Below are 12,788 nucleotides of genomic sequence, written 5' to 3' on the forward strand. Positions count from 1 at the left end.
ACGAGGCGCAGCGTCAAAAAAAGGAAACGGTGAGGCGCAGCGTTACGTGCGCTTGCGGATCATTCCCCAGACGAGGAGCAGGACGATCGCGCCGATCACCGAGGCGATCCATCCCGCTGGCTGTCCCGGCTGATACCAGCCGAGCGCCCGGCCGACGTACCCCGCGATGAGCGAGCCGGCGATACCGAGGACGATGGTCATGATCCAGCCCATGCTGTCGTCGCCCGGTTTAAGTGCGCGCGCGATGAGCCCGACGACGAGTCCGACGATCAAAGTACCGATGAATGCAAACATGCGGTTGCTCCTTGACAGAGTTTTACGGCTTCTTGATTGCGTTGCCGATGGATTCCGGACGGTCCCGGTACGTTCAAAGTAGCACGGCGCAATGCGTTTGGGTATGACACTGGCCGTCTGGCCAACCCTGGAGCACGAACGATGCCCCGCACATCGTCCAAGGTAGAATTCGTTGCATTGCCTCATTGCCTGACTTGCAACGATATGACCGATTCCGAATTTCCCTCCACCGACGACGCGATCCATGAAGATCGCCTCTGGCGCGACGACGGCTGGACCGCGCGCGTAATCAAGAACGAGGACGACGACGGCTGGGCCGTCGAAATGATTCAGGCGGGCGAGGCGGAGCCCGCGCTCGTCGGCCCGTGGACGATGGGCCGCGACAAGAAAAACCCGAAACCGCTCGATGCGGCCGCGTTTCGCACGTTGGTCAAGACGGCATCGGAAGTTTTGCGGCGGCACGAACAGCAGCGTCACGCGATGTTGAACAAGAACGTCACCGTCGCTGTGCAGGGCGAGGACATCACGGTCACGCTGGAGATCGTTCCCGATGAGGACGATCCCTACGCCCATCTCAAGGCCTTCGATGCGTACGGCGCGCAACTTGCACACGTGCGCGTGTCACCGGCATTCAAGCTCAGCAAGGCGAGCGCCGAGCGCTGGGCCGAGAACGATTTCGCGAAGCCGAACTGAATCGACGGCAATGCGTGACTGGCGCATGCATAAACAAAAACGCCGTCTCACTTTCGTGAGACGGCGTTCTGAAATGAATCGCGTGAGTCGGATCGGCGCTCAGTGTTTGCTGACGATGAACTCGATCCGGCGATTGGCGAAACGTCCGCTGGCGGTATCGTTGTCGGCAATCGGATTGGAGTCGCCATAACCCGTGGCGGTGAGCGATTGCGGCGGGACGCCGTTTCGCACCAGATAGCCACGGACAGCCGCAGCGCGTTCCTTCGATACTTCGAGCTTCGCCGGTGCCGCACCCTGCGCATCCGAATAGCCCGCGACGTCGAGATTCACCATCGAACCCTGGGCGGCGCAGCGCTTGAGCAATTGCGCCGTCTCGCCAAGCGTCGAATACGCGCTTTCCGGCACCTGCGCACTCGAGCGCGCAAAGTTGACGACCTGAAGGTCGAGCACGCGCGTCAGCTTGTCGCCGGAGCACGGCGTGTCGGTGGCGAGCAGGCTCTTCATCGCGCTGCGAAACGATTGCGTCGCGGTGGCGACGGCGCCGTCGACATCGAACGCCGCGACCTGGAACATGCCGCCGAGCGCGCTCTTCAGACGATCGGCCCAGCCGAGCTTGCCGTCCGCTGCCGCGCCGCTCAACTCCACTTTCGAGCCGCTCACCTTCGCTTCCGCGCCGGGCACGGCCATGAGCGGGAAGAAGTCGTTCAGACGCGAAAGCCAGGTTGCCGGGCGTGTTTCGGGAACGACGGAAACGTCCGCCGTGTAAGCCTTGCCGAAGCGGGCGGTCAACGTGTCGATCAGATGCTTCTTCTCCGCTTCAGTGCCAACCGTGGCCTCGATCGCCGGGACGCCCGCCGGGTTGACGCTGAACAGCAACTGCGCGTCTTTCCAGGATGCGGGCGCGTCTTTCGGCGCCGAGGCCGATTCCGGTGCCGACGCGGCTGTGATCGGCATGTTGGCGGACGTCGCCAAGGGTGCGCTGTCGATTGCAGGCGCGGTCGAGAGCGCTGCAGACGATGCCGGCGTCGCCATGTTCGTGATGTGCTGCGTGGCCGCTGCTGCGTTCAGATCGACACTGCCGCTCTGCGTGAACCCGCGGTAGTAGACCAGCGCGAGAATGGCGGCCAGCACGGCGAAAAGCACCCAGATCCACTTGTTCGACGACCGTTGCGGCGCGAACGGGCGCACCGGTGCGCGCATCGGGGGCGGCGCGGGCGGCGTGGCCTTCGCAACCGCCGCGCTCTGCACGGAGGGAGCGCTCTTGCCGGCAGGCGACGTGGCGGGCGCGACTGGCGCCGCGGCCACGGCGACATCGCCGTCGATGCGGGGTTCGAGACTCGATGCAACCGTATCGAGCCGCGGTGTGATGCCACTGGTGAAGCCTTCGGTGTTGCCGACGCCGATGGCCGCCGCGACCACGTTCGACATTGTCGCGTTGATTTCGCCGACCTGATCGCGCAGTAGCTTGGGCACGTGCGGCAGTCCCCACTGCGCGAGCAGGAAGTGGCGCTTCATGATGCCGAACAGCACCGCGGCGACGATTCCCGCGAGAGCCGACGTGGCCTGCGTGGGAACGCCGGTTTCGGAGGCAACGGCGTCGGTCAGTGCATCGACGCGTTGGCCCGTTGCGAGCGCGGCCAGCGAATGACCATTGGTTTCGAGCTGTTTGAGGCCGCCGGTGGTAGCGATCAGCTTGGAGAGTTGATCCGCGATGTGGGCGTTGCTCTCGTGCTGCATGATGACGGAGTACACCGACTGCGAGCCGGGCACGAGCGTCGCGCGGTCCATCAGCGATGCGACCAGGCCGGGCGCGATGCGGGTGGCAACTTGCCGGACGATCTGATCGGGGATGCCGAATTGCCGCGACAACTGCTCCGCAATAGGTTCCGAGATCGCGGCATTGACCGCCTGGACCAGATTGATGCTCATCGACTGAAATTCCTTTCTACATGAACGCTTAACGCAAGCGCAAGTGTGCGGCGCATTCTATATGCACAGTTATCCTAAAAAGGAGCGCGCAAAATTCTTTACGAAATTCGGTGCTTCAATGCGATTTGCGTTGCGCTTTTCAACGCGCGCGCAGGCTCGGATCCGAGAAAAACTTGAGAATGCGCTTGCCGACGATGCCAAGCCACGACGGCTCGGCGGGTGCGGTTCCCGTATCCTTCACCGAAAGGGCGACGAACGACAGGATGGAATTGGAGTGGATGAGCGTGCGATAAGACGCGTCGAGCGGCGACGTCCAGGCGCAGGTGCGGCAGTCGTGTTTCGGGCACGCGTTGCAGGGAGGTTGGTTGCGGTTCATGGCGGAATCCATTTGAGTGTGCGCATATGATCTTCGATACGCTATCGTTAGGCGATCAGACGCTTCCGATTGAACTCTTGGTTTCTGTCTCGAAAATAGGACAAACTAGTCCGATGAACCCGCCACTGATCCACTGAAAGGAGACGGCGATGCACTATTTGCTGATTTACGAACTCTGTTCAGACTATCTGGAGCGCCGCGCGCAATTTCGCGACGCGCATCTCGCGCTTGCGTGGGCGGCGGTCGAGCGGGGAGACATCGTGCTCGCGGGCGCGCTCGATGCGCCCGCGGATCGCGCGATGCTGTTGTTTCACAGCAATTCGCCCGCCGCCGCCGAAAACTTCGCGAAAAGCGATCCGTACGTGACGAACGGGCTCGTCGAACGCTGGGAAGTGCGCAAATGGAACACGGTCGTGGGCACGAACGCCGCCACGCCCGTGCGCTAGAGCAACGCGGACATCAGGCGTCGGCGGTTTCTTCCTCCGGACGATCCCGGCGCGTAGGGCCCCGACGCTGCGCCGAACGATAGAGGCTCGTCAGCGTGTCGTCGATCTGCTGCGTACGCTCGAAGAGCGCCGCGAGCCAGTCGACGAACACCGACACGCGCGGGCTCGCCTGACGGCTTTTCAGGAACGCCACCGACACCTTGAGCGGCGGCGATTTCCACTGCGGCAGCACTTCGCGCAATTGTCCCGAGCGCAAATAAGGCTGAGCCGCGATCCGCAGCGGCTGGATCAGGCCCAGCCCTTCGATGCCGCATGCGAGGTACGCGTGCTCGTCGGCGACTTGCACGAATCCGCGCATTTTCATGGTGACGGGCTCGCCGTCGACATCGAAATCGAAGTCGGCGGGGCGGCCGCTCTTTTCCGAGATGCAGTTCACCGCGACGTGCTGCGCGAGTTCGTCGAGCGTTTCCGGCGTGCCGTGTTTGTCGAGATAGGCGGGACTCGCGCACGTCGCCTGTTCGAGCACGCCGAGCCTTCGCGCGATGAGACCCGAATCGGGCAACTCGCCCAACTGCACGCTGCAATCGACACCTTCGCCGACGAGGTCCACATTGCGATTGCCGATGCCGATCGACAGCTCGATCTGCGGAAAACGCGCATGAAACTCCGGCAGCGCGGGCACGACGATCGACGTCGCGACGGTATCCGGCATCTCGACGCGCAGCCGTCCGCGCAAGCGCTCTTCGCCTGCGCCGAAGCCGGATTCGAGTTCGTCGATATCGGCGAGGATTTGCGCGCAACGCTCGTAATAAGCGGCGCCGTCGACGGTGAGATTCAGGCGCCGCGTCGTGCGTGCGAGCAATTGCACGCCGACGAGCGCTTCGAGTTGTTGCACGGTCGTCGAAACACTCGCGCGCGGCATGCCAAGCGACTCGGCCGCACGCGTGAAGCTGTTCGTATCGACGACACGCGTGAAGACACGCATGGCATGGACGCGATCGATCACGTTGAGTTTTCCTTTTATGACGATTGAATGGCGACGCGCGGAAAAAGCGTTTCCGCCGCGGCTATGAAGCTGCGGAAAAAAGGCGCATCGGCGATGGTTAGATCGTAGAGGCGGGAAGCGTCAACGTGAATACACAAAAATGGAGGATTCTTGCCTGATTCTTTTTGAAGGCGTGAACTCAGTGAATCACAGCGCCGGCATTTCGCCGCGCAGACGACCCGAGAGACCGGTCATGTCCGCGCCCGACGGCGCCTGATAAAGGCGCAGGCCCATTTCCGGAAGGATGGACAGCAGGTGGTCGAATACATCGCCCTGAATGCGCTCGTATTGCGTCCATGCGGTCGTCGCGGTGAAACAGTAGACCTCGACCGGAATACCCTGCGATTCCGGTTCCATCATGCGCACCATGATCGCCATATCCTGACGGATTTCCGGATGGCGCTGCAAATAAGCGAGCCCATACGCGCGAAACGTGCCGATATTCGTGAGCCGCCGCCGGTTCGCGGGCTCGTTCGCGAGTTCGCCGAGATTGCGGTTCGCCTGATCGACTTCGGTCTGCTTCTGTTCCAGATAATCGTGCAGCAGGCGAAAGCGTTTCAGGCGCTCGGTCTCTTCGTCGGAGAGAAAGCGCACGCATTGCGCGTCGATACGCAAGGTTCGCTTGATGCGCCGCCCGCCCGACTCGAACATGTGCCGATAGTTGCGATAGCTCTCCGAGAAAAGCTTGTAGGTCGGCACGGTGGTCACGGTGTTGTCCCAGTTCTGCACCTTGACCGTGTGCAGCGCGATGTCCTTCACGAAGCCGTCGGCGGCGGCTTGCGGCATTTCGATCCAGTCGCCGATACGCAGCATGTCGTTCGATGTCAGTTGCGTGCTTGCGACGAGCGACAGCAGCGTGTCCTTGAACACGAGCAGCAGTACCGCGGACAGCGCGCCGAGGCCGGACAGCATCCAGAGCGGCGAGCGGTCGATGAGAATCGACAGCACGAGCACGCCGCACACGAGCGCGAGCGCGAGCTTGCCGATCTGAATGTAGCCCTTGATGGAGCGCGTCTGCGCTTCCTTGCTTTCCGCATAGACGTCCTGCCACGCCGACAGCGCGCTGCCCGCGGCGAGGAAAATGCAGATCCACGCGCCGCCGTGCGCGACGCGTCCGATGACCGTGGCCCAGTGGCCGATGCGCGGCACGTCGTCGATGCCGAGCGCGACGGTCGCGAACGGCACCGCATACCAGAGTCGGTGATAGGCGCGCCGCCTGACGAACGCGCGGTCCCACTTCTGATGACCGGCGAGCACGAGCAGCCGATGCGCGACATACAGCACGATGCGCGCAACGACCCATTGCACGAAGAGTGCGATCAGCGCGAGCGCGACGAGACCCGCGACCATTTGCGCCCACGGATGCGTGGCGAGAAAGTGAGGCAGCGGATCGGGAAGGAAGTCGAAATTCATACCGTTCGTTCGAAACTGAAATCGCGTACGCGGCGTGCGCCTTCGCGACGCGGCGCGCCCCGTATTGTGCATGATCGTGCAGGTTCGATGCATCGGACGCGGCGCGCTCGCGCGTCTTATCGAAAACCCGAGTTCGATGAAAATGAATTTTTTCTGGCCGGAATTTCGAGTAAATATACTTTCATCGCGTTTTATCGTCGTGAGAGCGCAGCGCATTTCATGTCCCGTTCACTATCGGTTCACGCGCCGGCGAGCGCCGACGATCTGATCGCCGCGCGCATCGCCGCGGCCATGCCGACGCTCACGCCGATCCATCGGCGCATGGGGGCGTTCGTGCTGGCGAACCTGTTCCGCTCCGCGACGATGCGCATCGACGAACTGGCGGGCGCGGTGGGCGCGTCGGTGGCGACGGCGAATCGTTTCGCGCGGGCGCTCGGCTTCTCGGGCTATCCGGCGTTTCGCGAGGCGCTCGTGCGTGGCTTCGAGGCGACCATCGCGCCGGTCGAGCGCTTGCGCACGGCGCTCGAATCGCCGGCGAGCGGCGCCGAAGTATTCGATGCATCGCTCGCGCAGGCGGCGGCGAATCTGCGTCTTGCTCAAACATCCGTCGATGGCGCGAAGGCCGGGGCGATCGTCGACACGATCCTCGCCGCGCCGCGCATCTTCGTGATCGGCTATGGCGCGAGCGCGTTTCTCGCGGGACTCATGGAACACGGACTCACGCCGTATTGCGCGAACGTTCAGTCGCTCGCGCTGACGGGCGGGCCGTCGCACGCGGCGCGCAGGCTCTTCACGGCGTCGCGCGGCGACGTGCTGATCGCGATCGCGTTCCCGCGTTATGTCGACGACACGATCACGCTGGCGCGGCTCGCGCGCGATCACGGCTTGCGCGTCATCGCACTCACGGACAGCGCCGCGTCGCCGCTCGCGCAAGTCGCCGACCTGCTGCTCGCGATTCACGCCGAGCGCAGGCTCGCCGCGAATTGCGACACGGCGGTGCTCGCCGTCATCGAAGCACTTTGCGATGCCGTTGCGCATCGGGCGAAACGCTCGGTCGAGGCGGCATCGGGACTGACCGAATTCGTGTTGCCGTGGCTCGTCGCGCCGTCGATCGCCAAAGGCGCGCAGACAATCCACGCAACGCGTCGCACGGCCGCAAAACGGCACACTCACACGGAACCGCGCGAGACATGAACGCCACACCAGTCATAGCCATTCACGGCGGCGCGGGCACGCTCCTGCGCCACGCGATGAACGCCGAAACCGAGGGGCGCTATCACACGGCGCTCACGGAAATCCTGAGCGCGGGCGAGCGCATTCTCGCCGATGGCGGCAGCGCGCTCGACGCCGTCACCGAAGCGGTCCGTCTTCTCGAAGACTGTCCGCTCTTCAACGCGGGCCACGGCGCGGTGTTCACGGCGGCCGGCACGCACGAACTCGACGCCTCCGTGATGGACGGCGCGACGCTCGAAGCCGGCGCGGTCAGTTGCGTGACGCGCGTGAAGCATCCCGTGCTCGCCGCGCGCCGCGTGCTCGACGTGAGCGACCACGTGATGTTCACGGCGGCGGGAGCGGAAGCGTTCGCGGCGGCGCAAGGGCTCGAACTCGTCGATCCTTCGTACTTCTACACGGAAGCGCGGCACCAGCAATGGCTCAAGGCGCGCGGCACATCGGGCACGATGCTCGATCACGATGCGATGACGAAGTTCGCATTCGACAACGATCCCATCGATCCGGACAAGAAATTCGGCACCGTCGGCGCGGTTGCGCTCGACGCGAACGGTCATCTCGCGGCGGCGACATCGACGGGCGGCATCACCAACAAGCAGGCGGGCCGCGTCGGCGATGCACCGCTGATCGGCGCGGGCTGCTATGCGAACGACGCGACCTGCGCCGTCTCGACCACCGGCACGGGCGAGATGTTCATCCGCATGCTCGCGGCGTATGACGTATCGGCGCAAATGGAGTATCGCGGCTTGTCGCTGGAAGACGCGGCGCACGATGTCGTGATGACGAAGCTGCCGCGCATTGAAGGGCGCGGCGGCCTCGTCGCCGTGGACGCGAAGGGCAACGTCGTGCTGCCGTTCAACACGGAAGGCATGTATCGCGGCTATGCGCGCGTGGGCGTTGCGCCCGTCACGGCGATCTATCGATGATGACCTTGCCCGATACCCGCGTCATCGAGGTGCGCGATCTGTCGGTCTCGTTTCGCTCGCGCGCGCGCACGATCGAGGCCGTGCGCAACATCTCGTTCACCGTGGATCGCGGCGAGACGCTCGCGATCGTCGGCGAATCGGGCTCGGGGAAGTCGGTCACGTCGCTCGCGCTGATGCGTCTCGTCGAGCATGGCGGCGGGCGCATCGTATCGGGCGGCATCGCGTTTCGTCGACGCAACGGGCAAGTCCTCGATCTCGCGAAGGCATCGTCCGCGACGATGCGCGGCGTGCGCGGCGCGGACATCGCGATGATCTTCCAGGAGCCGATGACATCGCTCAATCCGGTGTTCACGGTCGGCGACCAGATCGCGGAAGCCATCGCGCTGCATCAGGGCAAGAGCCGCTCGGAGGCGCGCGCCGAAGCGCTGCGTCTGCTCGATCTCGTGCGCATTCCCGAATCGAAACGCGTGTTCGCGCGCTATCCGCATCAGTTGTCGGGCGGCATGCGCCAGCGCGTGATGATCGCGATGGCGCTCTCGTGCAAGCCCGCGCTCCTGATCGCCGACGAGCCGACCACCGCGCTCGACGTCACGATCCAGGCGCAGATCCTGCAACTCGTGCGCGGTTTGCAGGACGAGATGAACATGGGCGTGATCTTCATCACGCACGACATGGGCGTGGTCGCGGAAGTCGCCGACCGCGTGCTCGTGATGTATCGCGGCGAGAAGGTGGAAGAGGCGCAGTCGGACACGCTGTTTCATGCGCCGAAGCATGTCTACACGAAGGCGCTGCTCGCCGCCGTGCCGACGCTCGGCGCGATGCGCGGCACCGATCGTCCCGCGAAATTCCCGATTCTCGAAGTGGCGCCGGTGGACGTCGCGCCCGACGATGCGAGCGCGTTGCGGCCGTCGGAAGCGGTCGAGAGAGAAAGGCAGCCCGCCGTCGATGAAACCGTCGCGCCCATTTTGCGCGTGCGCGATCTGGTCACGCGCTTTTCGGTGAAAAGCGGCTTGTTCGGCCGCACGACGGCGGCGGTGCATGCGGTCGAACGCGTGAGCTTCGATCTGCGTCCGGGCGAAACGCTCGCGCTCGTCGGCGAATCGGGCTGCGGAAAATCGACGACTGGACGTTCGTTGCTGCGGCTCGTCGAAAGCCAGAGCGGTTCGATCGAATTCGACGGACGCGATATCAGCAAGCTCGAAGGCCACGCGCTGCAGACGCTGCGGCGCAATATCCAGTTCATTTTTCAGGACCCGTTCGCGTCGCTCAACCCGCGTCTGACGGTCGGCTTTTCCGTCATGGAACCGTTGCTCGTGCATGGCGTCGCGAGTGGCAAGGAAGCCCAGGCGCGCGTGGACTGGCTGCTCGAAAAGGTCGGCTTGCCGCCCGAAGCGGCGCAACGTTATCCGCACGAATTCTCGGGCGGTCAAAGGCAGCGCATTGCGATTGCGCGCGCGCTCGCGCTGAACCCGAAAGTCGTGATCGCCGACGAATCCGTCTCCGCGCTCGATGTCTCCGTGCGCGCGCAGATCGTCAATCTGATGCTGGATTTGCAGCGCGAACTGGGCGTCGCGTATCTCTTCATCTCGCACGACATGGCGGTCGTCGAGCGCGTGAGTCATCGCGTGGCGGTGATGTATCTCGGGCAGATCGTCGAGATCGGGCCGCGCGCCGCCGTGTTCGAAGCGCCGCGTCATCCGTACACGCGAAAGCTGATGAGCGCGGTGCCGGTCGCGGACCCGTCGCGCCGGCACGCGAAACGCATGCTCGCCGCCGACGAGATTCCGAGCCCGATCCGCAAGCTCGGCGATGAGCCGATCGTCGCAAAACTGGTTGCAGTCGGACCGGATCATTTTGTCGCCGAGCATCACGTTGGCGGCGCTTACTAGAAGCACTTCAACAAGGAGTCCAACGATGCCGTCCTTTCAATTGCGCGCGATGCTCGCAGCAGGCGCGTTCGCCACGCTGACCGCACTCGCGCCTGTCGCCGCGCACGCGCAAAGCACCGCCGTGATGGCGGTCGCCTCGACCTTCACGACGATGGATCCGTACGACGCCAACGACACGCTCTCGCAAGCGGTGGCGAAGTCGTTCTACGAAGGCCTCTTCGGCTTCGACAAGGACATGAAGATCCGCAACGTGCTCGCGACGAGCTACGAGTCGAGCCCCGACGCGAAGGTCTACACGATTCATCTGCGTAAGGACGTGAAGTTCCAGGACGGCACCGATTTCAACGCGGACGCGGTGAAGGCCGTGTTCGACCGCGTGACGAATCCGGACAACAAGCTGAAGCGCTACAACCTCTTCAACAAGATCGAAACGACTGAAGTGGTCGATCCGTACACGGTGAAGATCACGCTGAAGATTCCGTTCTCGGCGTTCATCAACGTGCTCGCGCATCCGTCGGCGGTGATGATTTCGCCGGCCGCGCTCAAGAAATACGGCAAGGACATCGCGTTTCATCCGGTCGGCACGGGCCCGTTCGAGTTCGTCGAATGGAAGCAGACCGACGATCTGAAAGTGAAGAAGTTCGCGGGCTACTGGAGGAAGGGCCTGCCGAAGATCGACATGATCGACTGGAAGCCCGTGGTCGATAACAACACGCGCGCCGCGCTCATGCAGACGGGCGAAGCGGACTTCGCGTTCTCGATTCCGTTCGAGCAGGCCGCGACGCTCAAGGCGAACCCGAAGGTCGATCTGATCGCGGCGCCGTCGATCATTCAACGCTACGTCAGCATGAACGTGCTGCAAAAGCCCTTCGACAATCCGAAGGTGCGCGAGGCGATGAACTACGCGATCAACAAGGAAGCGCTCGTCAAGGTCGCGTTCGCGGGTTATGCCGTGCCGGCCGAAGGCGTCGTGCCGCCGGGCGTCGACTTTGCGACGAAGCTCGGGCCGTGGAAATACGATCCCGCCAAGGCGCGCGAACTGCTGAAGGAAGCCGGCTATCCGAACGGCTTCGAAACCGTGCTGTGGTCGGGCTATAACCACACGACCGCGCAGAAGATCATCCAGTTCGTGCAGCAGCAACTCGCGCAGGTCGGCGTGAAGGCATCGGTCGAGGCGCTCGAAGCGGGGCAGCGCGTGCAGCGCATCGAGAGCGCGCCCGATCCGAAGACAGCGCCCGTGCGCATGCTCTATATCGGCTGGTCGTCGTCGACGGGCGAAGCGGACTGGGCGCTCTCGCCGCTGCTCGGCGGCACGTCGTTCCCGCCGAAGCTTTTCAACACCGCGTACTACAAGAACGATCAGGTCGATGACGATCTCTCGAAGGCGCTCGCGACCACGGATCGCGGCGAAAAGGCAAAGCTTTACGCCGACGCGCAAAAACGCATCTGGGCCGACGCGCCGTGGATCTTCCTCGTCACGGAGAAGGTCGTGTATGCGCGCAACAAGCGTCTTTCCGGCGCGTACGTGATGCCCGACGGCTCGTTCAGCTTCGACGAGATCGCGATCAAGTGATCGCCTTCGGCCGGGCGCGTTAGCCCGGCCGCATCTGACCGAATCCGATGCTCAATTTCATCGCCAAACGCCTGTTGGGCCTGTTGCCGACGCTCTTTATCGTCGCGGTGCTGGTGTTCTTTTTCGTGCACATGCTGCCGGGCGATCCCGCGCGGCTCGCGGCAGGCGCGGAGGCCGACGAAGCGACGGTCGCGCTCGTGCGCGCGGATCTCGGCCTCGACAAGCCGCTGCCGCAACAACTCGTGGGCTTCTTCGGCAAGGTCGTGCATTTCGACTTCGGCATGTCGACGCGCAGCAAGCGGCCCGTGTCGACGGAAATCGCCGAGCGCTTCATGCCGACGCTGTGGCTCACGCTCGCGAGCATGGTCTGGGCGGTGATCTTCGGCATGGCGATCGGCATCGTGTCGGCGGTGTGGCGCAATCGCTGGCCGGATCGACTGGGCATGACGCTCGCGGTGTCGGGCATTTCGTTTCCGGCCTTCGCGCTCGGCATGCTGCTGATGGAAATATTCTCGGTGAAGCTGGGCTGGCTGCCGATCGTCGACGACGGCACATGGAAAGGCTACGTGCTGCCATCGATCACGCTCGGCGCCGCCGTGGCCGCCGTGATGGCCCGCTTCACGCGCGCGTCGTTCGTCGAAGTGCTCGGCGAGGACTTCGTGCGCACCGCCCGCGCGAAGGGCGTGCACGAACCGATGGTCATCGTGAAGCACTGCCTGCGCAACGCGATGATCCCCGTCGTCACGATGATGGGCCTGCAATTCGGCTTTCTGCTCGGCGGCTCGATCGTCGTGGAGAAGGTGTTCAACTGGCCCGGCCTCGGGCGCCTGCTCGTCGATGCGGTCGAGATGCGCGACTACCCCGTGATCCAGGCGGAAGTGCTGCTGTTCTCGCTGGAGTTCATCGTGATCAATCTGATCGTGGACGTGCTGTATGCGATCATCAATCCGACCATTCGTTTCAAGTGAGGACGT

General features: G+C 63.7%; 12 protein-coding genes. 7 read left to right on the forward strand and 5 right to left on the reverse strand.

Annotated elements, in window-relative coordinates:
- Positions 1 to 42 precede the first annotated feature (42 nt).
- Positions 43 to 294, reverse strand: a complete 252-nt coding sequence (locus NOV72_RS01085; RefSeq protein ID WP_106852730.1) for a GlsB/YeaQ/YmgE family stress response membrane protein — start codon at positions 292 to 294, stop codon at positions 43 to 45.
- Between the two features lie 204 nt (positions 295 to 498).
- Here NOV72_RS01085 and NOV72_RS01090 point away from each other — a divergent pair, with 204 nt between their 5' ends.
- A complete protein-coding gene (locus tag NOV72_RS01090; protein WP_106852731.1) occupies positions 499 to 987 on the forward strand; it encodes a hypothetical protein in 489 nt (162 codons plus the stop codon).
- A 99-nt stretch (positions 988 to 1,086) separates the two neighbouring features.
- Here the strand turns inward: NOV72_RS01090 and NOV72_RS01095 are convergent, their stop codons facing one another.
- Entirely contained in the window at positions 1,087 to 2,916 is a 1,830-nt protein-coding gene (locus tag NOV72_RS01095; RefSeq protein ID WP_106852732.1) for an OmpA family protein, read from the reverse strand.
- 139 nt (positions 2,917 to 3,055) lie between these two features.
- A complete protein-coding gene (locus tag NOV72_RS01100; RefSeq protein WP_146149933.1) occupies positions 3,056 to 3,292 on the reverse strand; it encodes a hypothetical protein in 237 nt (78 codons plus the stop codon).
- A 149-nt stretch (positions 3,293 to 3,441) separates the two neighbouring features.
- On the opposite strand from NOV72_RS01100, the gene NOV72_RS01105 reads away from it, so the two are divergent.
- The gene (locus tag NOV72_RS01105; protein ID WP_106852734.1) at positions 3,442 to 3,738 is read left to right on the forward strand and encodes a YciI-like protein; all 297 of its coding nucleotides are present in this window, start codon (positions 3,442 to 3,444) and stop codon (positions 3,736 to 3,738) included.
- Between the two features lie 13 nt (positions 3,739 to 3,751).
- On the opposite strand, the gene NOV72_RS01110 is transcribed toward NOV72_RS01105, so the two are convergent.
- Positions 3,752 to 4,744 carry a LysR family transcriptional regulator gene (locus NOV72_RS01110; protein WP_106852735.1) on the reverse strand — a complete coding sequence of 331 codons (993 nt, stop codon included), beginning with the start codon at positions 4,742 to 4,744 and terminating at the stop codon, positions 3,752 to 3,754.
- 186 nt (positions 4,745 to 4,930) lie between these two features.
- Positions 4,931 to 6,196, reverse strand: coding sequence for a mechanosensitive ion channel family protein (locus NOV72_RS01115; RefSeq protein ID WP_106853214.1), 1,266 nt, complete (start codon positions 6,194 to 6,196; stop codon positions 4,931 to 4,933).
- A gap of 219 nt (positions 6,197 to 6,415) precedes the next feature.
- Between NOV72_RS01115 and NOV72_RS01120 the strand changes: the two genes are divergently transcribed.
- The 5 genes from NOV72_RS01120 to gsiC are packed head-to-tail and all read left to right on the forward strand — an operon-like array spanning position 6,416 to position 12,782.
- Positions 6,416 to 7,390 (forward strand): MurR/RpiR family transcriptional regulator, encoded by a 975-nt coding sequence (locus tag NOV72_RS01120; protein WP_106853215.1) that lies wholly within the window; start codon positions 6,416 to 6,418, stop codon positions 7,388 to 7,390.
- Entirely contained in the window at positions 7,387 to 8,352 is a 966-nt protein-coding gene (locus tag NOV72_RS01125) for an isoaspartyl peptidase/L-asparaginase family protein (RefSeq protein WP_106852736.1), read from the forward strand. The genes NOV72_RS01120 and NOV72_RS01125 overlap by 4 nt, the downstream gene beginning before the upstream one ends.
- Positions 8,349 to 10,241, forward strand: coding sequence for a dipeptide ABC transporter ATP-binding protein (locus NOV72_RS01130; RefSeq protein ID WP_106852737.1), 1,893 nt, complete (start codon positions 8,349 to 8,351; stop codon positions 10,239 to 10,241). The genes NOV72_RS01125 and NOV72_RS01130 overlap by 4 nt, the downstream gene beginning before the upstream one ends.
- Before the next feature lie 25 nt (positions 10,242 to 10,266).
- Positions 10,267 to 11,814: a glutathione ABC transporter substrate-binding protein GsiB gene (gene gsiB / locus NOV72_RS01135; RefSeq protein ID WP_106852738.1), complete on the forward strand. Its 1,548-nt coding sequence runs from the start codon at positions 10,267 to 10,269 to the stop codon at positions 11,812 to 11,814.
- A 47-nt stretch (positions 11,815 to 11,861) separates the two neighbouring features.
- Positions 11,862 to 12,782, forward strand: a complete 921-nt coding sequence (gene gsiC, locus NOV72_RS01140) for a glutathione ABC transporter permease GsiC (RefSeq protein ID WP_106852739.1) — start codon at positions 11,862 to 11,864, stop codon at positions 12,780 to 12,782.
- The last annotated feature ends 6 nt before the right edge of the window (positions 12,783 to 12,788 follow it).

Source organism: Caballeronia novacaledonica (assembly GCF_900258035.1).
Classification (GTDB): domain Bacteria; phylum Pseudomonadota; class Gammaproteobacteria; order Burkholderiales; family Burkholderiaceae; genus Caballeronia; species Caballeronia novacaledonica.